Origin of the sequence: Clostridium intestinale DSM 6191 (genome assembly GCF_900130055.1) — a bacterium.
Classification (GTDB): domain Bacteria; phylum Bacillota; class Clostridia; order Clostridiales; family Clostridiaceae; genus Clostridium_T; species Clostridium_T intestinale.
Window position 1 is genome coordinate 164,464 of sequence record NZ_FQXU01000004.1, and the last position, 25,932, is coordinate 190,395.

The window sequence follows — 25,932 nt, forward strand, 5'->3', positions numbered from 1 at the left end:
TGCAACTTTTCTTTTTCCATACATAAAGTTTTACTAGATAGATAGTACTTCCCCCTAGTTGCTTTTTTCCTTATAATAATCTTCAGCCAAAAGTCCATACATAACGGAATTACATATACCTTGATTGTTTATATCAGAATTTCTTAATGTACCTTCATATTGTAAGCCACATTTAAGCATCACTTTTCCTGAGTTTGGATTATTAGAATCATGACGTGATTCAATACGTTTAGCTCCAACTTCTTCAATGAGAAATCTAATAACCTCTTTAAAAGCTTCTGATGTTACACCTTGATGCCACCACTTTCTACCTATGCAGTACCCAATATGTACCATGTCAATATCATCATCCATATGAACAACACTGATACTTCCTATAGGTTCATCAACATTATCTTTCAAAGCAATTCCCCACTGATAAAACTTATTATCTGAATAATTCTGAATCCATTCTGATATTACATCTTTAGATATATCAACTGAACTATGAGTTGGCCAAGTTAAGTACTTTGTAACTTCATCATCACTTGCCCAGTTATCAAACATAGGCTTTGCATCTGAACTCTTAATCCTTCTTAATATCAATCTTTCTGTTTCTAATTCTACCGTTCCTAAATGTTTCACTGTTATACCCCCTATTCTGATATTTAAAATCGATATAGCTATTGTACCATCTTTATCCACTATTTAAAAATCTTCTTAACTAGGTTCAACTGTTTTTCAGTATATGATGGATACATAAGAGATGTCCCAAATCCTGATGGTTTCTTTAGTACACCTTTTCTATGTGAAAATGTAATGAAACTATCTTTTCCATGATATGCGCCTATTCCAGCATTACCAACACCACCAAAAGGAAGATAAGGATTAGCTGTATGCATAATTGTATCATTAATGCAGGCATTTCCAGAACTTATCTCACTTAAAACTTTATTTTCAACCGCTTTATTAGTTGTGAAAAGATATAGGGCTAAAGGTTTAGGGGCATTTAATATTTGCTTTATTGCATCATTTAAGTCTCCATAAGTCATAATAGGAAGCACTGGTCCAAATATTTCTTCCTGCATACTTGCTGCATCTAAGGAGGATATTTCTATTAAAGTAGGTTCAATATATCTTGCTGTTTCATTATAATTTCCACCAAATACAATACCTGCTTTATCCTTATCAATCATGTTTTTTATACGATTAAAGTGTCTCTCATTTATAATTTTCCCAAAGGAATCATTATTCTCTATGTCATCTCCATAAAAACTTCTAATAGCAGTTTTCATTTCTTCAATAAGCTTATTTTTTACTGTTTCGTGAACTAAAACATAATCAGGTGCTATACAAGTCTGCCCAGCATTAGTTGTTTTTCCCCATATGATTCTTCTTGCTGCTTCTTTTATATTAGCACTTTCGTCTACAATAACTGGACTTTTTCCTCCAAGCTCTAAGGTCACTGGAGTAAGATTTTTAGCCGCTGCCTCCATAACAATTTTTCCTACAGGAACACTTCCAGTAAAGAATATATAGTCAAACTTCCCATTTATAAGCGAAGTGTTTGTCTCTATTCCACCTTCTACACATTCTACATACTTTTTGTCAAAAGTAGTTTTAATAAGTTCCTTTACTACTCTTGAAACATTTGGAGTCATTTCAGATGGTTTTAAAACTGCTGTATTACCAGCTGATAATGCACCTATTAAAGGTTCAACAAGCAGTTGAAATGGATAATTATAAGGTCCTATTATTAATACTGAACCATAAGGCTCACTTAATATATAACTTCTTCCTGGCATTAAATAAAAAGGGGTTTTTCTTCTTTCTGGTTTAGCCCATTTTTTGATATTTTTTATGGTTAAATCTATACTGTGATAAACAAAACCAACCTCAGTCATGTACCCTTCATTTTTATGTTTTCCAAGATCTATATTTAAAGCCTCTAGTATTTGCTTCTCATATTCTTTTATTGCCTTTTTTAATAGTCTTAACTGATTTATTCTAAAATCCAAATCTTTTGTAGCTTGACTATGGAAATATCTCTTTTGTTCTTCCAAAATAACCTCAACATCTTTAGCACTTAATTCATTTATACTCATAATATTCTCCCTTCATACAACCCATAATAAACATCAAAAATGTTACACTTGTAACTTATTTGAGAATATAATATACTACTATCATTCTCTGGTCAATATCTTAAACTTAAGTTATACAAAATGAGAGGAATGTAACAGTTTATGAAGAAGGAAACAACAAACATAACTGCTCTAAAATCTAAAGCTTGGATTACTGAATCCCTATTAGCTTTAATGAAGGAAAAAAATTTTGATAAAATCACAATTACTGAAATAATAAACAAAGCTGACTTAACACGTCAAACTTTTTATAGAAACTTTGAATCAAAAGAAAATGTACTATATGAATATGTAAGTAAATTATATAAAGACTGTTTTGATGAAATAGATAAAATGGCTGAAAAAAATATACGAAATATCTTCATAACTTATTTTGATTATTGGCATAAAACCAAGGATTTTTTGCTGCTAGTTACTAAGTGTAAACTAAACTACAATATTATGGACTTTTATTATCCTTTCATGAGCGATTATTTTGATAAATCCATCATGAACTTACATGGAAAATCTGATGCTGAAGTTGAATACGTAAAATATTTCCTATTTGGTGGACTTGTTCAGGTAAAAACTCATTGGATGGAAAATGGTTTTAAAGAAACTCCAGAAGAACTTGCTGATCTTGTGATTGGTTCTATAAACCCTTCTATTTATGAAATTATAAAAACAGCAGCTCCATAATTAAATGAAACTGCTGTTTTCTTATTTATTTTAATAAATTCTTAGATTTTAAAAATCCACTTATACTGTCCCATAAAGCAATCAAAATAAAGATTGCTATAAAAATATTTATGCCTTTTTCCCATGCTATCGTGATATTAGAACTTGCAACTTCAACAGAACTCATTAATTTATTCACGAAGCCTTCATTAATTAATGTTGAATCCTTTACCATTACATACATCAATATACAAGAGGCAACATTAAATATTGTATTTACTATTGCAAGTGGGGTATTCCATCTTCCAGCAACAAATTTCCAAACATAAACACCAAACTGAAATAATGCAACTATTAAAAACATAGGCATATAGAACTTTAAACGCTCATCATTAAACAATGATTCAGAAAGAGTAAATCCACCTTCTGAAGTAGTATAAATACCTATAAGATGAGCATTTGTGTATATTAAAGCAGTAAATATAACTGTGAATATCATTGAAAATACAGTTTCTCCACGTGAAATTTTTCCTTTACCCCCTACAGGAATCTCTGGCAAATCATTTACTGACCATTTATTCTTAAGCCCAGTTCCTTTTCCATAGTTTACATTTATTGTTCCTGTTCTCTCTAAAATAACAAATACAATTGTAACCCATGCTGCTCCTTGAATTGCTCCTCCTATACCTGCTGAAATTACACTTGTAAAAATTCCAACAACACGTTCTAACACTCCTTCATCAGATGATAGTGAAAATATTAATCCTAAAAGTGCAGAACATACAACTACTACAGTAACAATTCCCGTAACAAGTTTAAGAACATAGATATAATTATCATAAAGTTCTGGTCCTATCAAATATCTCTTACTATCACCATATTCACTTGCAAGCTTCTTAGGATTTCCTAACTTTTCAAGAACTTCTCTCACATTATTTTCTGTTGGCTCATCTGGTAGCATATCCTCTATATTTGTGCGAAGTTCCCTGCTTACATCTTCTTTTATATCTTCCTTCAAATTTTCAGTTACAGCATAAACATAACGATCAATCAAATTCATTTTAATCCCCCCCTTTCAGCAATATATCTAATTGACTAGAAATAAGTTTCCATTCATTTTTTAAACGCTTATATACTTCTTTTCCTTCATTACTTAAAACATAAAACTTTCTTGGACGACTTTCTGTTGTATCCCATTCACTAGTTAAAAGTTTTTGTTTTTCTAGTCTTCTAAGTAGTGGATATAATGTTCCTGAATCTATTGGAGAATTTTTTTCCTCAAGTTTCTGAACAAGAGAATAACCATACTCTGGACTATCAAGCTGACTAAGTACTGAAAGCACTAATGTCCCTCTTCTAAGTTCAACAAGTAGTGAAGCCATAAGTTCATCTATTGAATCCATGTAATCACCTCAAATTTATTATACTGTATATCGTACACTATTGTCAATTCATTAATATTGAATTTATTTTTATATTGAGCTAAGTATAATATAAACAACTTTCTTGTAAATAAAAAAGTGCCTAAGTTCCAACTCCAACATCTCGGAACTCATGCACCTTCTACTACCAATTTTTTATTTCTGGATAGTCCTTAATAAACTTTTCATTAACTTCAGATAATCTTTCTTGATATTTGTTGTATTCTGAACTTAATCTTCTCATTGCAGGGATAAACTTATCATAATAACCACTTGTCTTACAAAATTCTTTAGTAAGCTCTGCCAGTTTATTTGCTGGTGAATTTTTAAATTCATCTGTCTTTTTATACTCAATATATTGGTTTAATATCTCCTTATTATTTTCCATAAACTCTTCATAGTTTATTATATTTTCTTCTTTTGCTTTTATAATTTTTGTTATATCTTTTGAACTAAGATAGCTTGCATACTCATCTAAATACTCCTGTAGCTCCTTAGGAAACACTAAACTAGGACTGTTATCTAAAAACTCTATTATTTCCTCAAAAGCTCCCTTTTGCTCTTCTGTTTCTATTGTACAATTAAGATAATAAGAAAAGTTCATGCTAAAAAATCTTCCATAATAACTTGGAAACATATCTAAAAGCTTCTCTAAAATAGTTGCTTTTGCTGTGATAAGGTTTATTTCTCTCTCGACATCTTCAAGCTTACTTCCATCACTTAATTTTTTTAACACCTCTTGTTTCTCTTGTTGTCTATCTAATTCTAATGATCTTCTATGAACGATATCAGTTAAAAAACTTGGATTGTTTAAAATAGCTTTTATATCAGATATATTTAATCCTAATTTTCTGTATAGAGAAATTTTTCTAAGCTTCTCAACATCTTCCCCTAAAAAATCTCTATATCCATTTTCTAAAACTTTTGGATCTACTAGTCCATGTTCAGAGTAATATTCTATAGCTTTTTTCGTTAATCCAGTTTCTTTTGATACTTCTTTTATTAACATTCTCATCACCTCTGGTTTAACTTTAACCTAACACCTAAGGGGATAGTCAAGGGATTTTGGGAATCTTTAAATTTAAGCTTACTATTTAATGTTTATTATTATTTTTACCATTGTTTAAAAAATCATTTATATCTACATTTTTAACCAGCTTACTATATGGTTTTTCAGTATCTTCAATTATGTATTCTTTCCTCTTTATTATATTGATAATCTTTTGCAAAATTGTTTTATTAGCTTTTTTAAGATTAATAAGCTTTTCTGCATTTCTATATAATAATTCCTCTAAATCCTCTCCTATCTCTAGTAACTTATTATTAATATTATAATCTTTAAGAGTACCTTTAAATATACTCAAAATAGCCTCAAAACTATCTTTACTAATTGAAGATAAAAGCAACTCACTAGGATATAAGAAAATATCCCATATATTTTTATTTAACACCAAAAAGCATACTATATACTTATCTACATAAATGTTTTCTTTTTCTTTTAGTATTCTGTTTCTTAACTCTATTTCATTAATATCTTTAAATATTATATATTTAATAACCACAGAAGTCCTTTCCTGAACTTCTGTAGATATTTCATCCAGCTCGTCCATTGTATATGTATCTAATTCTTCTGAATAATCCTCTATATACCTGTAAGCATATTCAAAATCCTCAAACTTACCTAAATAAAATAGTATTTCTATAAGCTTCGAGTTCATCTAATCACCATTACTTTACCTTTCCATAGATTACACCTATTAATTTTGTATTACGAAAGAAAAATACAGTAAACTCATTTTAATAATAAATACAGCATTATTATAACTTTACATTTAAGTCTCATCCTTTCCTTTATTAAATAATAAACTTCTGTAACTTAAAGCAAATGTATTCTTATAAATAAAATCTTGCCATACTTTTCAATTTTCAAATAACCACTTACTTCATATTTTTTCAATTACAAGTAACTCAATACAAATAGCTATATTTACAAAATAAGTAACATTTGTAAGTATAGTATTTCCAGTTACAAAAACTATCGATACTATTCTGTATGGTTTTGCTAATCCATTTTCACTTGATGGTAAAAATAATATTAATAGTAACATAAATGTAACTAAAATAAATAATGAACATAAACTAATACCTTCATAAGCTATACTTTTTCTTAATTTTCATGAACCTCTTATTTGTCATGTTGTATCATGGGCCTTTTGATAGTTTTTCCATAGTATGAAAACAAAGTACATCTTTATTTGATGTTATAATCTTTTCATATTTAACTGGCAAATATCCATGTTTATGATATAGATTATAAGCAGGTAATGAAGAATCTAAAATAATCTTAGAATAATCTTTTTCTATTATATCTTCTAAAAGTTTAGTGCCATAACCTAACCCTTGGAACTTAGGTAATACAAATACTCTATTTATTTCATTCTTATGAACACTTCCAGTACCTACGATTGTTCCATCAACATTAAGTAATAGAACAATTTCTGTTTCAATGGCTTTTTGAATATTATTCTCAGAATGATGATTCAGAAAAAATTTTACTACTCCTCTTGGATAATAATGTGGATATATTTCTTTTATTGTGGTATGCACTATATGCTTCACTACTTCAAGCTCTTCTAAGTCCGCTCTCTTTATATTCACCTTAATCACCCCTATTGTAAACCTAATCTTCATGATAATTTACAATTATATCATATTTATCCAACTTTCAGAACAGCAATTTTTCATTACAATATTTTTGCAGTATAAACTAAAAAACACCTCAAAATTCATCTCTGAATAATATGGTGTTTAAGGTTATTATTCATTTTTATAGTTGGTCAACTAAAAGAAAATGACTAATTAAATTAACTTGATTTTATAGTCATAATACTATCTTTACTTATTTTTTCAATCACAAGTAACTCAATACAAATAACTATGGTTCCAACTCCGTATCCCATTGGGGCTAAATACCACAAGTTCTCATTAATCATTGCTCCAAGAAATCCTGATACACATAAAATTCCACATATAAGTAATGTATACTTCAGATTTTTATAACCTTTCTCCTTGGGTATAAACATAAATGATGCCAAAAATGCTAGCCCCATAAACATTCCCCATGCTAAATAATCGATAGCCATTTCTATTGAAGGCCACTTACCAATTTGAAAATAATCAGGTATATTTATTCCTGATTTTATCAGCTTCTCAGTTACTGCAAGGTTTACAAAATGAGTAACATTTGTAAGTATCATATTTCCAGTTACAAAAACTACCGATACTATTCTGTATGGTTTTGTTACTTCATTTTCACTTGATGGTAAAAATAATATTAATAGTACCATAAATACCCCAGAGATCATTGTAATAACTTCAAAAGCAGTTAACCAAATTTTTGAACTTGTTACAACCAACATGAATGTAACTAAAATAAATGCTGAACATAAACTAATACCTGTATAAGCTATACTTTTTCTATTCATTTAACTTCTCATCCCCATTTCAAATAAAAAACACATCAAATGATTATATTTTATTAATTGTAATTTAGTTAATGGTAATTATACCATATTCAGCTATTATAATTAACTACTTAAAACTTAATTTCAAGATAAGTTGTACTTTTTTACACCTAATTACTCATTTTTCAACTATTGAATAGAGCTCATCAACTCAAAGAAATATTTTGAATCTTGAGTTTTATAAAGATTGTACCAAGGATTTAAGGTTTGTGGTGAAAATACCTCTAGAATTTTCAATATATGAAAAGTAAATTCAAGAGGAGCTATTCCAGAGGCAGTAATCAAACTTCCATCAGTTACTGCACATTCCTGCTTATAATATTCTTCTCCTAAATAGCTTGGACAGACCATTTTAAGATATCCCAGGTCATTGCTTGTATGAGCTCGCTTATTCAATATTCCTTTCATAGCAAGTCCAATTGTTGCACCACAAATCGCTCCTACAACAATACCTTTCTCTAAACATTCTTCAGCCATTTTTATAATGGGAGCATGAATTGCTTCCGTCCATGTATTACCACCAGGTAAAATCAAAGCAACTGTCTCTTCAATATTACAATTCTTTAGTTCAATTTCTGGCAATATTTCTAAACCGCCCATTGTAGTAATAGGGTTTTTGTTAATTCCTACAGTTACTATTTTTAGAGGCCTTACTCCCTTTTTGTAGTATCTTCCCGAATTAATTTCAGCATTTAAATAACCTACTTCCCAGTCTGCCATTGTATCAAATACATAAAGATATACTTTGTTTTTCATTTTCTATTCCTCCACTTTCGTTTTCTTAGTTCTATTTATCAGAGGATGAAGCTCCATCTTAATCAATTATATATTATCTCTACTGACAAACTTAGTCAGTTGAGATAATATTCAAGCAAATCTTTAAGAATTGATGCCATAGCAGCTTTAAAACTATTTGGTTCAATCACCTTTATTGCTTTACCATATGGAAGTATAATATGAGGAACATAGTTATGGATTGAGTATTCATCCATCAGAAAAATCAAACTGCATTCAGTTTGTTTTATTAGATGATATCCTAAAAACCAATGTTCACTTAGGTCATTTAATGCTTCTGTCTTGCCCTCAATCACTAAAGTACAAAGTCCTGCTTTACTTTCTATATCCGATAATAAGCTTTCTGTAAAAAACTCACGTGCAGAAAAAGCTTCAGGTCGCTTAAATGTATTTTTAGTGTTTAAAATATTCATTATTCTATCTACTCTAAAGTTACGAATTTCATTTCTAAGATGACAAAATGCAACAACGTACCATTTATTGTTCCAGTAAAGTAGCCCATAGGGGTCAATAACCCTATTTTTAGGATGCCCTTCATATCCTGTACGATATTCAATTTCCATGGAGCATTCATTTGCAACAGCTTGCTCTAGTTCCATTAATATAGGTTTTACAGCTGGATCACAAATACGGCTCACTACTTCAAACCCAACTAAATGACGACTTAGAACTTTTTCTTGCTTTTGATTTGAAAACATCTTTAACTTTGATGTTGCATTATTTAGTGATTCCGTAAAAGGATATCCTGATTCCATTGCAAAAACAGCAGCATGCAAAAGTGATTTTTTCTCTTCAATATCAAAAAACAGAGGTGCTTGGATAAAATCATTAAGCAAACTATATCCGCCGTTATGACCAGGTTCCGATATTATTGGCACTCCACTAACACATAGTGCATCAATATAACGATAAACTGATCGTATGTTTATTTCTAACCTTTCAGATATTTGTTTTGCAGTTATTTTTGTACCTGAATTAAGCATCCATAAAATTGCTAGCATATTATCATTTTTAGGCATAATGTTCCCCCTAATCTGTTTAACCATTAAATTTTATTGTTTTCTAAAACTTATAACATTTCTTATTATAAAATCAACTGTGACTCATTTTTCTGTGATTATTTTAGTTGGTTTTGCATCTGCTACAAATATCATACTATCATAAAGTTCAGCAGGAGGTTGAAACATTCTGTAACTTGGAGGAAGAAGACGCATAAACCAAGAATAGCTTTCTCCAAGAGTACCCATATAGGTGTATTGTGAAATTAACTGGGATAGTTCGGAATTTTCAGGAACATGTGAAAAGTCCAACCAACAAACATCAAGACCGGCCATCTTTGCTGTTTTAGCCAATGGATTATGAGAATAAAACACTTGATTTGTACGCTTTTTAGGAGAACGTGTTGGCATATTACAACGAGTTCTATAAAAATCTGTACCTATTACATAGTAACCATTGTCTGTTTCATTTGAGAGCAGCTTGCCCATTGAATTAAAGCTACCCCATTTAGCCACATGACCGTTATGACCTGAAATAAAGATACGCTGGAATCCAATTTGTTGCTCTTGTTGTAATATCCACCTAACATTGTCAGCCATAAATTCATCTCTTAATGTTCCAGCATCTGTGTTGGATTCCAATTGGAACTCACAGTATTGTAATAACATATCTGCAAAGTGTACTGCCTCTGCAGAGTTTTTTTTGCCCTCAAGCTCAGTTTTAACCTGAGTTATTATTTCCATTCGTGCAGGGTAGTCATACTCACTACTCCATTCTTCACCCTCCATAAGTTTTTCCATGTTTTTTGTGTCTACACTAAATTCCTTGCAAGCTTCCATTAAAAATTGAAAGCTATATGCATATCTTTGCATATCAAAACCGTAAAAGCGCAAATCCTCACCATTTGCAGCGTTGTCATTATATTGTCTCATATAAGAAATAAGTTCAGCCATCTCCTCCGTGCGATATATGGCAAAACCAATAGCTGATACTGCTTCTTGAGCTGTACCTTCACCTCCATGTATATAGCTATTTACTTTCTCACTACCACCATAGTCTCCCTCAATCGCAAATGCTCTTACGCCATAATCTTCTACCATTTTTCTGAATACATCAAGCTTAAGCTGTTGAAATTCTACATTCCCGTGTGTAGCCTCTCCTAAAGCTATTATTTTTGAATTTTCTGGTATTTTGATATTATCAACTGATTGTGCATATTTTGCAAATTCTTCTGGATTTATATTTTTTCCTGTACTAAAGCCACCGAAACGCATAAATATAACTGCTACTAAAACAATTACTCCTAGTAGTCCCAATATTATAGACCTTATCTTAGAGCGTTTTGTTCTTTTTTTCATAACTATATTTCCTTTCATGTTTAATATTAATTTTTCAACATCCTGTTTATTGCACCTCGTGTAATAGTTCTTCCGCAGAGATTTTGAATAATTTTGCAAGTGTAATTAAATTAGATGTACTTGGATCAGATGTTCCATTCTCCCATTTAGATACCGCTTGTCTGCTTACACCGATTGCCTCTGCAACAAATTCTTGGGTCATATTACATTCCTCTCGATGCTGTTTTAAAACTTGACCAAGAGATTTTTTGATGCTTGACTTTTCTTTTCTAACATCTCCTGCTTTGATATATTTAATTAATGCTCTTATAATAAATATACCTACACTGATAAAAGTTATTAATACTGCCAGCCCAATAAGAAGTATGCCACCAAAAATAGCTCCTCCTAAAAAATCAAGTTTCATACTAACCACTCCTTTCTTGGATTTATTTTATCGATATTCTGTGGTTGCCACCATCAACTATTACGATATTTTCAGTTGCGCTTCGGTTGCACAGGTAAAAAACAGCACTTTTTTATAAACATTTGATGGGCCTATTTACTTAATCATTAAATTAATCTGGAATGTAAAATGATAAAAATACCCCCTTTTAAATAACAGACTTTTATTTTTTAATCTGTGTATCTAAAAGGGAGTATATCATTTTGAATGATACGTTATATTGTTACTTTATATTTAATTTGTAAGTCTTACAGTAACTATTTATTATATAACAAGTCTAAAATTTAATTATTAATTTATGCTTGCAATTAATTTCTTGATTTCTTTATTGGTTGCTATTAATTGTTCTTGTTCCTGTTCAATGACTTCAAATATAACTTCTTCTTGATTTTTTACATGACTAAAAGATGCATCCTTTGATAATATGACATTAAAATCTCTCTCATATGCATCAATTGCTGTTCTACCAACGCACCCATGAGTAAAAACTCCACATAAAATCAGAGTATCTACACTTTGCTCTTTTAATTTTTCTTCAAAGTTAGTTCTTATAAATGTACTTTGCCTTGTCTTTATAATAATTTCTTGTGAACTATCAAATTTGATATCAGGTAATAATTCTGCTTCTTTACTACCTTCAAGTAATACCTCAATATTATGTTTTTTCATAACAATATTCCAAGTAGACCTATCACTTTTATGTATAGTTACAACCTGATATATTGGTATTTCTTTTTCTTTAGCCATCTCTATAAGTTCATTTATTGATGAAATAAGTTCTGGTAATTGTGCTCTTCTTTCTTCGCTTCTAAAAAACCATTGTTGCATATCTATTATTACTAAAGCAGGTCTCAATTTAGGCTCCCCCTTGCATTAACAAAAATAATCTCTTATATATATAAAATCACAAATCTAATCTCATATAAATGCATTCATCCATCGGACTGTTATTATATGATTCTATCTCATAAAATCCAAATTTCTTATATAACTTTATTGCACCTTCTAAAAAAGGAAAAGTATCTAAAAGCATAACCTTATATCCGACCTCTTTAGAATCTTCAATAATCTTCTCTACTAACTTATTTGCAATCTTTTTGCCACGAAATTTGGGTTTAACATATAATCTCTTCATCTCACATTTTTCATTATCTATCTTTTTTAAAGCAATACATCCAGCTACTTCATTCTCAAATATGGCTATATATAACCTTCCTTCTGGTAGTCCATATTTGCTAGATAGATTTTTAAGTTCATAATCAAAATTTTGAACTTGTAAGTATTTTTCAAAACTTGGATCATTAAATATAACCATTTCTGTATATTCTAAAAATAACTTCGCAATTTCTTTACTATTATCATAGCCCAACTTAATCTCTATTGACATCCCCAAACTTCCTTTCACTTTACGTATCTTGTTCTTTTTTTAGTTTTCATGAACCTCTTTTTTTTATCATGGGCCTCTCTTATTTACTCATAGTCCTATACTTATACTTCATGAACTTCTTTATTTTGATGGGCCTATTATATTTCTTTATAAATCTGATGTACCTTTTATGAACCTAATAAAATCTACCTCAATATCATTTTCAAAGTGAGTTAATCTTCATATAAATCTCCACTATTTTCTTTATTAAGTGTACCTTCTAACTCAATCATCAAGAATCTTGATAAACTCTTAACTACAGGTCTATGTCTAATTCCTTTAGGAACAATAATAAATTCTCCTTCATTTACTTCAATTGATCCTTGATCGGTTTCTAAATAAAAACTACCTTCAATCACATAAAATAATTCATCTGAACCTTCATGAACATGAAAATCCAATGTGCGATTCTCTACATTGACAACACTAAGAACATGTCCATTTAATTGACCAATCTTGTCATATACATACAACTTATCAACCGAATTTACTGCTGATTTCAAATTTACTTTTTCTAACATAATACCTCTCCTATAATATAAATTTTGTAAAATCTTATTAATATCCTTCTTTAAATAAGTGGATTTCCCTCTTTGTCCACTAATACAGTTAAACCACCAGCATATCCCTCATGAGTAAATAAATACTGGACACCTGTTTCTTTATCTACTATTATTTTGCATGCTGAAAGACCATTTTCTTTATAAATTACCTGAAATCTATCATCTGCATTCGACTTCCCACCAAACATTTTTACTTCCTCCTTTTTTGTTCACATTAGTTTAATTATCAATATCTATTTTTGTATTTTTCTTTAGCCTTATTTGTATAAAGCTTAATAAATTCTGTTTTACTATTTGTATAACCATCACGGTTATGCTCAAACTTTTTCCATAACTCAAGCTTCAATTTCTCATATTTCTTTGCTATATCAGGATTTTCATTAAGATAATCTCTAAAATACAATTCATCATTATCTCCTAAATATCTTAGATGTATATGGTACACTTTTTCTTGAAATCCCTTATCTGTATAACCTTTATTTAAGGAAATTCTTTTTTCTTCCTCAGACATACATAGATAACCATCATTAATAAGTATTTCTTTTAGATCTCTTATATTGCAATCTTGTGATACCTCCACAATAATATCAATAATTGGTTTCGCCCATATGGTTTTTATAGCTGTACTTCCAATATGATTAATCTTTTCAACTAGATTATTGGGTATTATACTTTGAAGAAAAGTTAATTCTTCCTCATAAAACTCCGCCCAAGAGTTTTGATGTTCTACTAAAAATATGGGGAATAGCTGCCATAGTTCTTCAAGACTCATTTCTGATAATTTTTTACTCATAGGTACTTACTCCATTTAAAACTTATTTATTAACAACCATTTTTTGAATCAATTTTAGTTATTTAAAGACTAAATTTTGATTACATTGCTCCTATAAAAATTTATAATATCGATATTTGTCCATTATCATAAATAATCATTTCTTCATTGGTAATTTTATAAACATTATATTTTTCTTCTTTTATTGCTTGAGAATAATAGTTCTCTCTACCCTGATCATAATGACAAAATATAATACCATTAAATAAACCCAATGCATCAAAGTTCTCTAATCCAATTTGATTTTCATCAAAAGGCAAAACATGTTCAACATTTTTTGTTACTAGATGCGTTCCTGCACTTCTTCCAATATACATAACACCTCTACTTAAATATTTTACTATTTCTGAAGCAAACCCACATTCATTTATCAATTTTACTAATGTAAAGGTGTTACCCCCACATACATAAATAATATCAATGTCTAAATTACAGTAGTCATTGCTGTTTGCTTCATCAAAAATAATGATATTGTCTTTACAAAATCCAGAAACAAGCAATTCATTCATATATTTATCTGGAGGATAGGTTCCACTTAAAGCTGTTGGTATTAAAAGTATTCTCGTTATTCTTACATCCTTCTTTAATTGGCCCAACATTTTATTTTTTATAACAGAATTTCCAAAGGCTTTTGATGTTAAAAATAACTTCACATATTTCGCCTCCTAAACATATTTCTCTTTAGTTTACCTATTAACATTAATATAGACATTACTTTTTTTCATTTCCATGTTTAAAATTTCCTGTTGCTTTTGCCATAATCAATTGTCCTGACTTTACATCAGTATTTTCTATTCGTACCAAAAACTTGCTGCTTTCTTTCTCTTTTAATATTGTAACTAGTTTCCCACCCCAATATATAAAAACTTTGTTATCTTTTGAAACTTTATATGAAAAAGGCTCTTCATCAAGCTTATTACGTTTATCCACTTCACCCAATTACATATCTCCCCCTTGAGTTTTCAACTTAGTTATCATTATATGTTATTCAGGCACATTATAAGCAAATGGTACCAACTCAGTTACAGCTACTTTTCTAAGTTCACTTTTATCATTAACAATGACTTTGCAACTTGGCATATAATCTATAAGAACTTGTCTGCAATTACCACATGGAGGTAAAATCTCATCACCATTTTCTCCTCTAAGGGCAACTATAGATTCAAATTCTCTTTCTCCATTAGTTATAGCTGCTCCTATAGCTACTAGCTCTGCACAGGCCCCATGCATTGAATAGATATTTACTCCTGTGTATATATTCCCATTTTTACATCTAACAGCTGCACCTACTGTATGATTAAACTTTATATTATCATAATTCTTTTTTATTGCCTCTGAGGCTCTTTTAATAAGTTCTAAATCTTTTTCTTCTAAATTTCCCACTTTCTTTTCCTCCTTAGTCAAAATATTTCTAGCTAAATAATCGTTTATAAATTCATTCTAATAAGGTAATCCTAAAAAGCAAAATCTTATGACATCAACTAGTCCATGTCCAATCATTGCTGAACTTATATCTCTTTTTCTTTGTAAAAAAGCAAATGGTAAGCCAAACAAAATTGTTAAGATAATCATTGCCATGATTCCTGAAATTACACCTTGATTAACAAACTGGTCGGGTGTATGAATCATCACATGAGGAATTGTCATCATAAAATAACAAGTGAATCTTTGAAACCTTGTGTTGATTTCACCTTTAAGTATATAGAGGCATAATGAATATATAAATGCCCTTAAAGCAATTTCTTCATATACCCCAGGACTTAATGCAACTAAGAAATAAGAGATCTTAACATTGAAATTAAGGGTTTTACCACTAATAAAAAGATTAATACCTCCCAATACAACACCGACTATAATTCCAATCCCAATAGTTATCAATATAGATTTTATATCATTGGCCTTTAACAGTTTTAAAGAGTTTTTTTCATATAAATTAAATATACTGAACATAGCTAAAGATGTTAAAAAAGTAATCAAAAACCCTTTAATGGATGAAAATGATATTCCTTGATAAGCTACAAACATTAAAAATCCAAATACTAATGAAATTAATACTTGATTTTTCCTAGGGAGTTTATTTTTAATTAAAATTATTATAGATAGTATAAGCACACAAAAATCTAATATTAACCACATCATTGATGTATATCCAATATTTGTTTTTATTCCAAAGTTAATTAAAAATAGTGCTATAAAACCTATGAATACTGCCCAAATTTTTATTAATCCAATATTTCTTTTCATAAATACTCTCCAAGTTAAATTTATAGTTTGTTCCTATTTAGTGAATAAGTGAAATTATAATATAACCCTATTGCTATTCCACCAATTATCAAGACTAGAACCTTTATAAGTTTTGCATCACTAATTAAACTTTCAGCTACTGAACTCTCGATTATACCTGCATTTTCAAATACAAATTGTAGTGAACTAATTTTACTATAAATTATCCCAATAGTTGATGCTATTAGCACAAATACTATAGCTTGAAATATTTTGTTATTCCATACTCTTCTCATAACTACTCCCCTTTATTAATCACTCTTTAACTTTATCTTCTAACTTTCTATCTCTTAAAAACAGAAATGAAGCAACCATCAACAATGTTAGTTGACAGGCTTCTGCACCTGTTTGCATGTTTTCAGATAAATATTGGTTCAGAAAAACTATTCTTACGCCTTCAAGCATGAAAAATATGGCGAATATAACGTTATGTATTTTTTTCTTTTCTCTAAATAACCTAATATTAATAATTATTAATATTATATAAGAAACCACTCGTATAATTTGTCCAATCATTTTAACACCTCATCTATTATCTTCGTATTTATATTTATCAAAAGTTTTTTGATTATATTACTCAATACGATATTTCCCTTCATTCACCTCTTTTTCATTTATATATCCAATATTTTCATATCCTTTTGACTGAGCATAAACATACATATTAGATATTAAATTTGAATCTTTACACCAAAACACAACCTGAGAACAATCATATACTCCAAGTATGATTTGACAATCACCTTCTAAAAACTCTTCATAATTTGATATATATTTAATATGTCCATCTTTTAAAAATCCTTTTAAGGTTACAAACACCATATAGTAAGTATTATTTTTAGATGTTTCATATAATTTTTCTCCGGATATCACACCATTTTCATTAAATAGAAACCCATCGTTATCTACTAGGTGTATTTCATCATTGTCTATTACCCACTCATACAAATTTACTGGTAACTGTTCTAATATCTCCGATAAATAATTTCCGTACTCATTTGGGATTTCAAATATTACTCCAACATCTTTCATTTTCTATAATCTTCTCCTTCATTAAATTGTACTAATATATTTTCCATACTCCTCATGGCATCATTATCATAAATAGGAGAAATATTTTCTGTATTGTGAGAATATGCGGCTCCAATTAGTTCTGCATTCATTTTGCTTAGTATACATACTGCTGTATCTGATGCCTTTTCCATTGAACCATCTCCTCCACCAACTAATAATACTCCCCCTCTTTTCTTTTTAGTTATTGGAGTTACTTTTCTAAAAAATCTTGCACACCAATAAGTTTGAAGTCTACTCATGATTGCTAATAATTGACCTGTAAGTTCTGAAAAATAAATAGGTGATGCTATTAAAATGTTATCGCATTCTTGAATATATTTATACACTTCTTGCATCTCATCCTTTTGGCAACAACCTTCGTTTTCCCAACAATACCTACAATCTATACAAGGCTTTATATTACACTTATAAGCATTTACAATTTTATATTCACCATCTAGTTCATTTATAAATTCCTTTAACCAAGTCATGGTATCACCATTTTTTCTTGGTGATCCATTTAGTATAAGTGTCTTCATTTGATTTCCTCATTTCTCAAATAAACTTTTATAATCTTTATTTTTGACTTCCCATTATATTTAACATCTATTTTGATAAATCAAACACCATAGGAGTAAAGCGAATTCCATTTATTGTTTTTTCATCATCTGTAGCTATAAATCCCATATTATAATAGAATGGCTTTCCATATGGTGATGAATTAAGAGTTAGCTCTATAACTTCTGGATTTTGCTTTTTTACATCTTTAACTAGCTGTTTAAATATACTAGCTGCTATACCCTTACGGTGGTACTCTTTATCCGTAAAAACCATAGATATATGCGAAACTCCTCTCATAATAAAAATTCCAATAAGTTTATCCTTATCAAAGGCTCCCCACATGCGATTATCACCGTTTCTACAAGCGTTTTTAAATTCTTCATTTTCAATTACATCTTTTTTAAATGCATTTACACCTTCCAATCCATAATCAGGTGCTTCAAATTCCATAAAGGTCCTTAAAGCCAGTTTAAAAGCATCCTCTAGTTCACAAGACTCTAATCTTCTTACATCATATTTCATAGCAATCTCCTATCCATCAAAATATTATATCAACTACACACTTTTCTCTTGTTGATGTCTCATTTTCAAAATCAATGAAGTATTTATAATAATTAGCAAAGACAAGAGCATCACTTAAATTAACCTTTAATATGCATGTGTTTTTATCCTTCTCATTCACATGTTTATCATAGAAAACAAAAAAGACATTTTTTAGTTCTTCTCTTAGTTTCTCATTTACTTTATCTAATGGATTTCCTATATTTTCTCCTGTACCATGAGCTACAAACAAATTATGGTTTAAAGCAACATTTTTATTTTTAGATATCTCTTTCATTTTGTTGCTTAACCCATAGCTTGTAATATAAAAAACTTTATCTTTATAATAAGCATTTATAACCCTGACATTTGCCTTATCTCCATTAACTGTAGCAAGAGACATAGCTACATCTTTTCCATATAGCTCCTTCATAACAGAGATGGCTTCATTAAAATAATTATCCATCTTATTCTCTCCTATCAATTCCATTTTTTATAGCTTCAGCCAAACCTTTAGGATTCTCCCAAGCCATTGAATGTCCAGCATTTTTAACAACTTCTATATGTATTCCTTCTTCAGCTAAAACCTGCATATCTGGATCTGGCAAAGACTCTTCACCAAATATAAAAGTTCTTGGGCAATTTAATGAGTATAACAACTCTCTCCATGAAGGGATATCTCCCTCGATAGCAGATTTAGATATTAAGTACATAGCTTTAGGTGAACATACCGAAAAACTTCCTGTCCATATTTCACTTGAATGTTTTTTACTTCTAGTTATAATTTCTTGAAATCCTTCCTTAATAAAATTATTCATCTCATACTCAGCTATAGCTTTACTTGTAAATCCGCCACCTTTATCTAAATTCGCTTCAGATAAAATTAATCTATGTACCTTGTCTTTACACAAGTTAGCTAATGTGATTCCAACAGCACCTCCAAGACTATGAGCAAATATAATAAGCTTTTTTAAACCTAAAAACTCAACAAAATCACTTAGGTATTCTGCATGGGCTTTTACACTATATTCAAAACCATCTGGTTTGTCGCTAAATCCTGATCCAAGTAAATCAACAATTATTTTTCTATGTCCTGCTAATTCCTCTTGAGCTGCAACTTCCGGATAGTCAAAGGAACCTGCGCATCCTAGTCCATGTATAAATAGTATAGGCATTTCTTTTCCTGGGAAATCATGATACCTCATACGTGTTTTTTTATCTTTTAAAATAAACTCTTTCATTTATTACATCCCCTTAAATCATTTCTGATACATATATGTCTATTATATCATCTCCTTCCAATTTTATGTAGTTTTGATCTATTCTTTCAATACTTAAACTTCTTAAATTTTGTTTTATAAACTATTTGGTATATAATGTATTTAATTTATTAATAGTTATTGACGTTATTCGAGGGAGATTGATTATGAAAAGCAGTAATGAAGATTTACGTAAGAGAGGTTTTATTTTCAAAGAAGATATTTTTAACTTTCAACACTTAACTAATAGTGAACTATTTCTACTAATAAACTCGCAAGTATCTGTTGAAAGATCAGTTGCTATAAGCTTGTTATCGAGTAGATTTCATACCGAGGATTTAGATTTTATTAAAATGTTATTAGATAGACTTTGTATTGAAAAGTCTCTTTATACGAAAATTGAAATTTGTAATGCTCTTGAAAAAGGAGATATTAAAACTGCAAAACAGATGGTTTCTTATTTAGGTTGTATAGGTAAAAATCAGCATCTATGTTTATCAGAAAAGGTTTCTCAAAAAAAGAGTTACCCCTTACCAAGAGATATTATTGCACGAAGTTTAGGAAAAATGAACTTTAGAATTTTGCCTGTACTATTTGATGTGTTAGATAGTAATGATGAAGTTAAAATTTCAGAAGTTATTGATGCTATTGGCTTTTTATTATTCTATAACCCTGACCATGTTAATGATAATTTTTTCAAATCAATCACTAATACTTTAGACAAGTATTCAGATAATAACTTGATAGTTTGGAAGTGTGTATGTTGTCTCTCTTCTTTTAGAACAAAGGCTAGTATTGATGTATTAAACCAAATTATAGCTAGCAATGAAAATCATATAATAAAATCTGAAGCACAGCGTTCTCTAAGGTTGATAGATACATTTAAACAAAAATAATCTACTTAATTTACATACTAAAATTTTGCTATACTATTGTATTTTCCTTATGGTTTCTTTAAATTTGAATGTTAGCATGATAGTTGTTAACTATTTTGTGAATAGGAGAATTTAAATGAAAAGATTTTTTTCTATATTTTTATTATTTAGTATATCTTTAAGCATATCAGGATGTTCATTGTTAGAAAATCAGATGTCCTTTAGAAGAAGCAACCGTGAATATTGCATTGTTAATGAAAAAGATGCTCGAATATTCTCCTATAAATCTAGAGATTATATAATTTTAGAAGATATTATTAGTCGGGACATGCTTGGAAATTGGGTCGGTTATATTCAAAAAGTTGCCTTGTTAAATGATCAATATTCCCTATTAGATTTAAGAGAACTTAAATCCACAACCAACTTTATTGATAATTTACCTGATGAAACAGCCTATCTCATTCAGTATTTTAACATTTATGAAAGCAATTCTGATAATCAAGAACTTATTGTTAATGTAAATGATGGTTTTCATAAAGCAATACCACTAACTAAAGTAAATAAGTCCCACTCTATAATATCCTTTAAAAATTTCTTTTATGGATGTTTAAGTATGCAAACATAAAGAAGGTAGTCATTAGCGACTACCTTCTTTATGTTTATTTATTTAACAACTCTTATCTTAATAAGAATAAAACTAATATTCCTAAGACAATTCTATACCATCCAAATACATTGAAGTTATGTTTTCTAATGTAACTCATTAAGAATTTAATACATACTATAGAAACTACAAATGCACTTACCATTCCTACTATTAGTATTCCAAGTTCTGTGCTAGTAAAACTTCCTTCAAACTTGATTAGTTTTAAAAGGCTTGCTCCAGCCATTATTGGAACTGCTAAAAAGAAAGTAAATTGTGCTGCAACTGGTCTTGCAATTCCAAGTAAAAGTGCTCCTATTATAGTCGAACCTGATCTTGAGGTTCCTGGGAAAACTGCTGCTACTAGTTGAAAAACTCCTATTATAAAAGCAGATTTATATGTGATATCTGCAATTGAATTAACTTTAGGACTTTTATTTTTGTTCCACTTCTCTATTACTAAAAATGCAACTCCCACTAATATAAGCATTATTGCTACAACTTTGCTGTTAAAGAAAAGAGAATTTAATTCATCTGACCATAATACACCAACTATTCCTGCTGGTATTGATGCTATTACAATTTTAACCCACATATTTATTTTTTCTTTATCTAATCTAAAGCCACCCTTTACTTCAAAAGGAACTAGATCTTTAAAATAAATAACTATAACCGCTAATATTGATCCAAACTGAATTATTATTAAAAATAACTCCATAAAGTTTGAACTTACATTTAATTTTAATATTTCATCTACTAAAATCATGTGTCCAGTACTGCTAATAGGCAGCCATTCTGTAATCCCCTGTATTATCCCTAATATCAGTGCTTTTAAAAATTCCATGAAACTCCTCCGTATAATAATATATTTTACGCCTGTTTAACAAACTGGCTGTTATAAAGGTTGTAGTAAAAGCCTTTTTCTTCAAGTAGTTTTTCATGACTTCCTTGTTCAATTAGTTTTCCATCCTTCATAACAAGTATTATATCCGCATCTTTTATAGTAGACAATCTATGAGCTATTACGAAACTAGTTCTATCTTTCATCATTGTTGCAAAGGCTTTTTGAATCTTGACTTCTGTTCTTGTATCTATTGAAGATGTAGCTTCATCTAAAATCAGTATTGGTGGAAGACAAAGCATTACTCTTGCTATACACAGTAGTTGCTTTTCTCCTTGAGATAAACTTTCGCCATCATCTGATATTACAGTATCATATCCATGAGGCATTCTTTTGATAACACCATGAACATGAGCAAGTTTTGCAGCATTTATTATTTCTTCCTCAGTTGCATCTGGTTTTCCCATCGTTAAGTTTTCTCTTATTGTTCCAGACTTAAGCCAAGTTTCTTGAAGAACCATTCCATAATTAGATCTTAAACTCTTTCTACTTATTTCACGAATATCATACCCATCTACCATTATACTTCCTTTATCTATTTCATAAAAGCGCATTAGCAAATTTATTATAGTTGTTTTTCCACATCCTGTTGGGCCTACTATTGCAATTCTTTGTCCTGATTTTACTTTGATGTTTAAATCCTCAATGAATTTTTTATCTTGTGTATATGAAAAATCAACATCATTTAAAACAACATCACCCTTTACTTCTCCTAGTTCTTTTGCATTAGGTGCATCAGGAACTTCTGCTTTTTCTTCTATAAGTTCAAATACACGTTTAGCACAAGCTAATGCATTTTGAAGTTCAGTTACAACTCCTGATATCTCATTAAAAGGTTTTGTATATTGATTTGCATAATTTAAGAAGCTAGTTAAAACTCCAACTGTCAAGTTTCCATTTATAACAGAAATCGCTCCAAATATTCCAACTCCAGTATATACTAATCCATTTACAAATCTTGTAGCTGGGTTGGTTATTGATGAATAAAATATAGCATGTAAAGATGCCTTTTCTAATCTAGCGTTTATTTCTCCAAAGTTTTTCGCAGCTTCTTCTTCATAACTAAAAGCTTGAACTACCTTTTGATTTCCTATCATTTCATCAACAAAAGCAGTCTGTTCTCCTCTTATTTCTGATTGAAGCTTAAACATGCTATAGGTCTTTTTAGCAATATAACTAGCAACGTATATAGAGACTGGAGTTAAACATACAACTATAAAGGCTATTGATACATTTTCTCTAAACATGAAGAAAAGAGTTCCTAAAATAGTAATTACCCCTGTAAAAAGCTGAGTGAAGCCCATCAAAAGCCCATCAGCAAATTGATCAACATCAGCTATAACTCTACTTACAATTTCTCCATAAGACTTGCTGTCAATATATTTTAAAGGTAATCTCTCAATCTTTTCAAAGGCATCTTTTCTTATATCATTTATAACATTATAAACAACTTTATTGTTACATATATTCATACCCCATTGTGATAAAGCCGTTATTGCAGTATATAAGCCTATACTCTTAAGTACTTTTATAAGTCCGTAAGTATCAACTTGATTTACGCCTATTATACAATCAATCCCATCACCAATTAAGGTTAATATATAAAGTGTTGAGGCTACTGATACTGCTGCAAGTATTATTGATAAAGTTATATATGTCCAATATTTCTTAACATAGATTAATACCTTCGCCATTGTTTCTTTTTGATGTTTTAGTTGTTTAACCTTACTCATTTTTTCACCCTCTTCCATTTTCTGCTTTAGAATACTGTGAATAATATATTTCTTGATATACTTGGCAAGTTTCTAGTAATTCTTGATGTGTTCCAATGCCTACTACTTTTCCTTCATCTAACACAACTATCTTATTTGCATGTTCAATGGCAGAAGTTCTTTGAGATACAATAAACACTGTTGGCTTACTTTTCATTTTTCTTATAGCAGCTCTTAACTTCGCATCTGTTGCAAAATCTAAAGCAGATGCACTATCATCTAATATTAAAATCTCTGGTTTTCTAACTAATGCTCTAGCTATTGTAAGTCTTTGCTTTTGTCCACCAGATAAATTTTTTCCACCTTGTTCAATAAAGCTATCTACCCCATTATCTTTTTTCAATACAAACTCTTTTGATTGCGAAATTTCTAAAGCTTCTTCTATACCTTCGCTAGAGGCATTCTTCTTCCCCCAATAAAGATTATCTTTTATACTCCCTTTAAATAGTATAGCTCTTTGCATTACTATTCCTATTTTTCTTCTTAAGTCTTCTATATTATAGTCTTTGACATTTACTCCATCTATAAGAAGTTCCCCTTCAGTAGCATCATAAAATCTTGGAAGTAAGCTTACAAAAGAAGATTTTCCTGAACCAGTTCCACCTATAATTCCAATGGTTTCTCCCTTTTCAACTTTAAGATTGACTTCAGATAAGGCATTTTCACCTTCATTATGATATTTTAATGCAACATTTCTAAATTCAATAAATGTACCATCAGTATTTTTTTCTTCTACATTAATTACCTTGTTATCTTCCTTATTAATCTTAGGATGAATTTCAAAAATTGACTGTACGCGGTTTCCACATGCAAAGGCTTTAGTTACTGAAATGATTAAATTTGCTAATTTAATAAGCTCAATCAATATTTGAGACATATAACTTACAAGTGCTATTACTGCTCCTGTTGTTAATGCCCCACTGTTAACTCTTATTGCTCCTGTATATAAAATCCCTACAATAGCTGCATTTACAATGATGTAGGTTACTGGATTCATGAAGGCAAGAATTCTACCTACAAAAAGCTGTAACTTCTTTAAAATCTCATTATTTTTCTTAAAAGTTTCTATTTCTTCCTCTTCTTTATGAAAAGCACGTATTACACGAGCTCCAATAAGATTTTCTCTTGTATTTTTTAATACAGTATCAAGAGCTATCTGAACCTTTTTATAAAGAGGTATACTTACAAACATCACTCCAAAAACAATTATTGAAAGAACAGGAATTGATATAAGAAATATTAGTGCTGATTGAACATCAATTGTAAAGGCCATTATCATTGCACCTATAACTATAAATGGCGAACGCATAAACAACCTTAGTACCATATTTACCCCAGCTTGAATCTGGTTTATATCACTTGTCATTCTAGTAATCATTGTTGATGTACCTAACTTATCCATCTCTGAAAAACCTAAAGCTTGAATATGATCAAACAATCTTTGTCTTAAAATTGTTGAAAAACCAACTGCGGCTTTGGCTGAATAATATTGTGCTGTAATTGAACAAACTAATCCTATTATTCCAAGAGCTATCATAATGGTGCACATCTTAAAGATATACATCTTATCTCCATTTTTAATACCAACATCTATGATTGATTTCATAACTATTGGAATAAATAATTCAAAAGCAGCTTCTAACATCTTAAATAAAGGCGCTAATATAGATTCTTTTTTATAATCTTTTAAATGAATTAATAATTTCCTCATCTCACCACTCCTAATAATATTAAACATGTATAAATAGATTTTTACAAAAAAGCTAGTGTTCTATTCTAATTTTTAAGGATAATCAAACTTAATTTTTATCTACTAAAATATAGTATACAGTTTTTTCATATATATAAAAAATACTTATTTTAGCTATGATCCATATAAAAATAATATGTTATACTTAACTT

General features: G+C 29.7%; 35 protein-coding genes. 3 read left to right on the top strand and 32 right to left on the bottom strand.

Annotated elements, in window-relative coordinates:
- Positions 1-54: 54 nt before the first annotated feature.
- Both BUA92_RS04530 and BUA92_RS04535 read right to left on the bottom strand, forming a co-directional pair.
- Positions 55-624, bottom strand: a complete 570-nt coding sequence (locus tag BUA92_RS04530) for a GNAT family N-acetyltransferase (RefSeq protein ID WP_073017181.1) — start codon at positions 622-624, stop codon at positions 55-57.
- A gap of 59 nt (positions 625-683) precedes the next feature.
- The gene (locus tag BUA92_RS04535) at positions 684-2,084 is read right to left on the bottom strand and encodes an aldehyde dehydrogenase (RefSeq protein WP_073017183.1); all 1,401 of its coding nucleotides are present in this window, start codon (positions 2,082-2,084) and stop codon (positions 684-686) included.
- Between the two features lie 141 nt (positions 2,085-2,225).
- Between BUA92_RS04535 and BUA92_RS04540 the strand changes: the two genes are divergently transcribed.
- Positions 2,226-2,801, top strand: a complete 576-nt coding sequence (locus tag BUA92_RS04540) for a TetR/AcrR family transcriptional regulator (protein ID WP_073017185.1) — start codon at positions 2,226-2,228, stop codon at positions 2,799-2,801.
- 25 nt (positions 2,802-2,826) lie between these two features.
- Here the strand turns inward: BUA92_RS04540 and BUA92_RS04545 are convergent, their stop codons facing one another.
- The 27 genes from BUA92_RS04545 to BUA92_RS04670 form a co-directional block, all read right to left on the bottom strand.
- Complete coding sequence (locus BUA92_RS04545; protein WP_073017188.1) at positions 2,827-3,840, bottom strand: HAAS signaling domain-containing protein; 1,014 nt, start codon at positions 3,838-3,840, stop codon at positions 2,827-2,829.
- A gap of 1 nt (position 3,841) precedes the next feature.
- On the bottom strand, positions 3,842-4,183 hold the full coding sequence (locus BUA92_RS04550; protein WP_073017190.1) for a PadR family transcriptional regulator: 342 nt from the start codon (positions 4,181-4,183) through the stop codon (positions 3,842-3,844).
- A gap of 163 nt (positions 4,184-4,346) precedes the next feature.
- Positions 4,347-5,210, bottom strand: coding sequence for a MerR family transcriptional regulator (locus BUA92_RS04555; RefSeq protein ID WP_073017192.1), 864 nt, complete (start codon positions 5,208-5,210; stop codon positions 4,347-4,349).
- An 85-nt stretch (positions 5,211-5,295) separates the two neighbouring features.
- Positions 5,296-5,919, bottom strand: coding sequence for a hypothetical protein (locus BUA92_RS04560; RefSeq protein WP_073017195.1), 624 nt, complete (start codon positions 5,917-5,919; stop codon positions 5,296-5,298).
- A 225-nt stretch (positions 5,920-6,144) separates the two neighbouring features.
- Positions 6,145-6,309, bottom strand: a complete 165-nt coding sequence (locus BUA92_RS23190) for a hypothetical protein (protein WP_175550855.1) — start codon at positions 6,307-6,309, stop codon at positions 6,145-6,147.
- A 94-nt stretch (positions 6,310-6,403) separates the two neighbouring features.
- Positions 6,404-6,859 (bottom strand): GNAT family N-acetyltransferase, encoded by a 456-nt coding sequence (locus tag BUA92_RS04565; RefSeq protein ID WP_139259300.1) that lies wholly within the window; start codon positions 6,857-6,859, stop codon positions 6,404-6,406.
- A gap of 206 nt (positions 6,860-7,065) precedes the next feature.
- Positions 7,066-7,686 (bottom strand): hypothetical protein, encoded by a 621-nt coding sequence (locus tag BUA92_RS04570; RefSeq protein ID WP_073017199.1) that lies wholly within the window; start codon positions 7,684-7,686, stop codon positions 7,066-7,068.
- A 168-nt stretch (positions 7,687-7,854) separates the two neighbouring features.
- The gene (locus BUA92_RS04575) at positions 7,855-8,481 is read right to left on the bottom strand and encodes a type 1 glutamine amidotransferase family protein (RefSeq protein WP_073017201.1); all 627 of its coding nucleotides are present in this window, start codon (positions 8,479-8,481) and stop codon (positions 7,855-7,857) included.
- Between the two features lie 95 nt (positions 8,482-8,576).
- Positions 8,577-9,539, bottom strand: coding sequence for a helix-turn-helix transcriptional regulator (locus BUA92_RS04580; RefSeq protein WP_073017204.1), 963 nt, complete (start codon positions 9,537-9,539; stop codon positions 8,577-8,579).
- An 84-nt stretch (positions 9,540-9,623) separates the two neighbouring features.
- A complete protein-coding gene (locus BUA92_RS04585) occupies positions 9,624-10,895 on the bottom strand; it encodes an erythromycin esterase family protein (RefSeq protein WP_242950058.1) in 1,272 nt (423 codons plus the stop codon).
- A gap of 28 nt (positions 10,896-10,923) precedes the next feature.
- The gene (locus tag BUA92_RS04590; RefSeq protein ID WP_073017206.1) at positions 10,924-11,283 is read right to left on the bottom strand and encodes a helix-turn-helix domain-containing protein; all 360 of its coding nucleotides are present in this window, start codon (positions 11,281-11,283) and stop codon (positions 10,924-10,926) included.
- A 330-nt stretch (positions 11,284-11,613) separates the two neighbouring features.
- Positions 11,614-12,177 carry a cysteine hydrolase family protein gene (locus tag BUA92_RS04595; protein ID WP_073017208.1) on the bottom strand — a complete coding sequence of 188 codons (564 nt, stop codon included), beginning with the start codon at positions 12,175-12,177 and terminating at the stop codon, positions 11,614-11,616.
- 49 nt (positions 12,178-12,226) lie between these two features.
- Complete coding sequence (locus BUA92_RS04600; RefSeq protein WP_073017210.1) at positions 12,227-12,709, bottom strand: GNAT family N-acetyltransferase; 483 nt, start codon at positions 12,707-12,709, stop codon at positions 12,227-12,229.
- A gap of 212 nt (positions 12,710-12,921) precedes the next feature.
- Complete coding sequence (locus tag BUA92_RS04605; protein ID WP_073017212.1) at positions 12,922-13,269, bottom strand: cupin domain-containing protein; 348 nt, start codon at positions 13,267-13,269, stop codon at positions 12,922-12,924.
- Positions 13,270-13,319: 50 nt separating this feature from the next.
- The gene (locus BUA92_RS04610; RefSeq protein ID WP_073017214.1) at positions 13,320-13,499 is read right to left on the bottom strand and encodes a DUF6440 family protein; all 180 of its coding nucleotides are present in this window, start codon (positions 13,497-13,499) and stop codon (positions 13,320-13,322) included.
- A gap of 38 nt (positions 13,500-13,537) precedes the next feature.
- The gene (locus tag BUA92_RS04615; protein WP_073017216.1) at positions 13,538-14,104 is read right to left on the bottom strand and encodes a GrpB family protein; all 567 of its coding nucleotides are present in this window, start codon (positions 14,102-14,104) and stop codon (positions 13,538-13,540) included.
- A gap of 101 nt (positions 14,105-14,205) precedes the next feature.
- Positions 14,206-14,796, bottom strand: a complete 591-nt coding sequence (locus tag BUA92_RS04620; RefSeq protein WP_073017218.1) for a Type 1 glutamine amidotransferase-like domain-containing protein — start codon at positions 14,794-14,796, stop codon at positions 14,206-14,208.
- A gap of 58 nt (positions 14,797-14,854) precedes the next feature.
- The gene (locus tag BUA92_RS04625; RefSeq protein WP_278335126.1) at positions 14,855-15,073 is read right to left on the bottom strand and encodes a hypothetical protein; all 219 of its coding nucleotides are present in this window, start codon (positions 15,071-15,073) and stop codon (positions 14,855-14,857) included.
- 54 nt (positions 15,074-15,127) lie between these two features.
- Positions 15,128-15,526, bottom strand: coding sequence for a cytidine/deoxycytidylate deaminase family protein (locus BUA92_RS04630; RefSeq protein ID WP_073017222.1), 399 nt, complete (start codon positions 15,524-15,526; stop codon positions 15,128-15,130).
- Between the two features lie 57 nt (positions 15,527-15,583).
- Entirely contained in the window at positions 15,584-16,387 is an 804-nt protein-coding gene (locus BUA92_RS04635) for a CPBP family glutamic-type intramembrane protease (protein WP_073017225.1), read from the bottom strand.
- A gap of 20 nt (positions 16,388-16,407) precedes the next feature.
- Positions 16,408-16,662 carry a hypothetical protein gene (locus BUA92_RS04640; protein ID WP_073017227.1) on the bottom strand — a complete coding sequence of 85 codons (255 nt, stop codon included), beginning with the start codon at positions 16,660-16,662 and terminating at the stop codon, positions 16,408-16,410.
- A 19-nt stretch (positions 16,663-16,681) separates the two neighbouring features.
- A complete protein-coding gene (locus BUA92_RS04645; RefSeq protein ID WP_073017229.1) occupies positions 16,682-16,942 on the bottom strand; it encodes a hypothetical protein in 261 nt (86 codons plus the stop codon).
- 57 nt (positions 16,943-16,999) lie between these two features.
- Positions 17,000-17,458, bottom strand: a complete 459-nt coding sequence (locus BUA92_RS04650) for a DUF2691 family protein (RefSeq protein ID WP_073017232.1) — start codon at positions 17,456-17,458, stop codon at positions 17,000-17,002.
- Positions 17,455-18,018, bottom strand: coding sequence for a flavodoxin family protein (locus BUA92_RS04655; RefSeq protein WP_073017234.1), 564 nt, complete (start codon positions 18,016-18,018; stop codon positions 17,455-17,457). Before BUA92_RS04655 ends, BUA92_RS04650 begins: the two co-directional genes overlap by 4 nt.
- 67 nt (positions 18,019-18,085) lie before the next feature.
- Positions 18,086-18,562: a GNAT family N-acetyltransferase gene (locus tag BUA92_RS04660; RefSeq protein ID WP_073017236.1), complete on the bottom strand. Its 477-nt coding sequence runs from the start codon at positions 18,560-18,562 to the stop codon at positions 18,086-18,088.
- 16 nt (positions 18,563-18,578) lie between these two features.
- Positions 18,579-19,046 (bottom strand): pyridoxamine 5'-phosphate oxidase family protein, encoded by a 468-nt coding sequence (locus tag BUA92_RS04665; protein WP_073017238.1) that lies wholly within the window; start codon positions 19,044-19,046, stop codon positions 18,579-18,581.
- Between the two features lies 1 nt (position 19,047).
- A complete protein-coding gene (locus BUA92_RS04670; protein WP_073017241.1) occupies positions 19,048-19,821 on the bottom strand; it encodes an alpha/beta fold hydrolase in 774 nt (257 codons plus the stop codon).
- Between the two features lie 185 nt (positions 19,822-20,006).
- Between BUA92_RS04670 and BUA92_RS04675 the strand changes: the two genes are divergently transcribed.
- Positions 20,007-20,735 carry a hypothetical protein gene (locus tag BUA92_RS04675; protein WP_073017243.1) on the top strand — a complete coding sequence of 243 codons (729 nt, stop codon included), beginning with the start codon at positions 20,007-20,009 and terminating at the stop codon, positions 20,733-20,735.
- A 115-nt stretch (positions 20,736-20,850) separates the two neighbouring features.
- On the top strand, positions 20,851-21,339 hold the full coding sequence (locus tag BUA92_RS04680) for a NisI/SpaI family lantibiotic immunity lipoprotein (protein WP_073017245.1): 489 nt from the start codon (positions 20,851-20,853) through the stop codon (positions 21,337-21,339).
- A 52-nt stretch (positions 21,340-21,391) separates the two neighbouring features.
- Here the strand turns inward: BUA92_RS04680 and BUA92_RS04685 are convergent, their stop codons facing one another.
- From BUA92_RS04685 to BUA92_RS04695, 3 genes are read right to left on the bottom strand one after another with little or no spacing between them, the layout of a single operon-like run.
- Positions 21,392-22,201: an undecaprenyl-diphosphate phosphatase gene (locus BUA92_RS04685; protein ID WP_073017247.1), complete on the bottom strand. Its 810-nt coding sequence runs from the start codon at positions 22,199-22,201 to the stop codon at positions 21,392-21,394.
- Between the two features lie 26 nt (positions 22,202-22,227).
- A complete protein-coding gene (locus BUA92_RS04690) occupies positions 22,228-23,991 on the bottom strand; it encodes an ABC transporter ATP-binding protein (protein ID WP_073017249.1) in 1,764 nt (587 codons plus the stop codon).
- A 4-nt stretch (positions 23,992-23,995) separates the two neighbouring features.
- Positions 23,996-25,741 (bottom strand): ABC transporter ATP-binding protein, encoded by a 1,746-nt coding sequence (locus tag BUA92_RS04695; protein WP_073017251.1) that lies wholly within the window; start codon positions 25,739-25,741, stop codon positions 23,996-23,998.
- Between the last annotated feature and the right edge of the window lie 191 nt (positions 25,742-25,932).

Excerpts from the sequence above, each read along its gene's own strand:
- BUA92_RS04670 (WP_073017241.1), bottom strand. The coding sequence starts at position 19,821 with ATGAAAGAGTTTATTTTAAAAGATAAAAAAACACGTATGAGGTATCAT.
- BUA92_RS04695 (WP_073017251.1), bottom strand. The coding sequence starts at position 25,741 with ATGAGGAAATTATTAATTCATTTAAAAGATTATAAAAAAGAATCTATA.
- BUA92_RS04635 (WP_073017225.1), bottom strand. The coding sequence starts at position 16,387 with ATGAAAAGAAATATTGGATTAATAAAAATTTGGGCAGTATTCATAGGT.
- BUA92_RS04605 (WP_073017212.1), bottom strand. The coding sequence starts at position 13,269 with ATGTTAGAAAAAGTAAATTTGAAATCAGCAGTAAATTCGGTTGATAAG.
- BUA92_RS04580 (WP_073017204.1), bottom strand. The coding sequence starts at position 9,539 with ATGCCTAAAAATGATAATATGCTAGCAATTTTATGGATGCTTAATTCA.
- BUA92_RS04575 (WP_073017201.1), bottom strand. The coding sequence starts at position 8,481 with ATGAAAAACAAAGTATATCTTTATGTATTTGATACAATGGCAGACTGG.
- BUA92_RS04645 (WP_073017229.1), bottom strand. The coding sequence starts at position 16,942 with ATGATTGGACAAATTATACGAGTGGTTTCTTATATAATATTAATAATT.
- BUA92_RS04655 (WP_073017234.1), bottom strand. The coding sequence starts at position 18,018 with ATGAAGACACTTATACTAAATGGATCACCAAGAAAAAATGGTGATACC.
- BUA92_RS04535 (WP_073017183.1), bottom strand. The coding sequence starts at position 2,084 with ATGAGTATAAATGAATTAAGTGCTAAAGATGTTGAGGTTATTTTGGAA.
- BUA92_RS04665 (WP_073017238.1), bottom strand. The coding sequence starts at position 19,046 with ATGGATAATTATTTTAATGAAGCCATCTCTGTTATGAAGGAGCTATAT.
- BUA92_RS04600 (WP_073017210.1), bottom strand. The coding sequence starts at position 12,709 with ATGTCAATAGAGATTAAGTTGGGCTATGATAATAGTAAAGAAATTGCG.
- BUA92_RS04640 (WP_073017227.1), bottom strand. The coding sequence starts at position 16,662 with ATGAGAAGAGTATGGAATAACAAAATATTTCAAGCTATAGTATTTGTG.
- BUA92_RS04660 (WP_073017236.1), bottom strand. The coding sequence starts at position 18,562 with ATGAAATATGATGTAAGAAGATTAGAGTCTTGTGAACTAGAGGATGCT.
- BUA92_RS04615 (WP_073017216.1), bottom strand. The coding sequence starts at position 14,104 with ATGAGTAAAAAATTATCAGAAATGAGTCTTGAAGAACTATGGCAGCTA.
- BUA92_RS04560 (WP_073017195.1), bottom strand. The coding sequence starts at position 5,919 with ATGAACTCGAAGCTTATAGAAATACTATTTTATTTAGGTAAGTTTGAG.
- BUA92_RS04585 (WP_242950058.1), bottom strand. The coding sequence starts at position 10,895 with ATGAAAGGAAATATAGTTATGAAAAAAAGAACAAAACGCTCTAAGATA.
- BUA92_RS04540 (WP_073017185.1), top strand. The coding sequence starts at position 2,226 with ATGAAGAAGGAAACAACAAACATAACTGCTCTAAAATCTAAAGCTTGG.
- BUA92_RS04685 (WP_073017247.1), bottom strand. The coding sequence starts at position 22,201 with ATGGAATTTTTAAAAGCACTGATATTAGGGATAATACAGGGGATTACA.
- BUA92_RS04680 (WP_073017245.1), top strand. The coding sequence starts at position 20,851 with ATGAAAAGATTTTTTTCTATATTTTTATTATTTAGTATATCTTTAAGC.
- BUA92_RS04690 (WP_073017249.1), bottom strand. The coding sequence starts at position 23,991 with ATGAGTAAGGTTAAACAACTAAAACATCAAAAAGAAACAATGGCGAAG.
- BUA92_RS04555 (WP_073017192.1), bottom strand. The coding sequence starts at position 5,210 with ATGTTAATAAAAGAAGTATCAAAAGAAACTGGATTAACGAAAAAAGCT.
- BUA92_RS04550 (WP_073017190.1), bottom strand. The coding sequence starts at position 4,183 with ATGGATTCAATAGATGAACTTATGGCTTCACTACTTGTTGAACTTAGA.
- BUA92_RS04570 (WP_073017199.1), bottom strand. The coding sequence starts at position 7,686 with ATGAATAGAAAAAGTATAGCTTATACAGGTATTAGTTTATGTTCAGCA.
- BUA92_RS04545 (WP_073017188.1), bottom strand. The coding sequence starts at position 3,840 with ATGAATTTGATTGATCGTTATGTTTATGCTGTAACTGAAAATTTGAAG.
- BUA92_RS04650 (WP_073017232.1), bottom strand. The coding sequence starts at position 17,458 with ATGAAAGATGTTGGAGTAATATTTGAAATCCCAAATGAGTACGGAAAT.
- BUA92_RS04590 (WP_073017206.1), bottom strand. The coding sequence starts at position 11,283 with ATGAAACTTGATTTTTTAGGAGGAGCTATTTTTGGTGGCATACTTCTT.
- BUA92_RS04610 (WP_073017214.1), bottom strand. The coding sequence starts at position 13,499 with ATGTTTGGTGGGAAGTCGAATGCAGATGATAGATTTCAGGTAATTTAT.
- BUA92_RS23190 (WP_175550855.1), bottom strand. The coding sequence starts at position 6,309 with ATGTTACTATTAATATTATTTTTACCATCAAGTGAAAATGGATTAGCA.
- BUA92_RS04675 (WP_073017243.1), top strand. The coding sequence starts at position 20,007 with ATGAAAAGCAGTAATGAAGATTTACGTAAGAGAGGTTTTATTTTCAAA.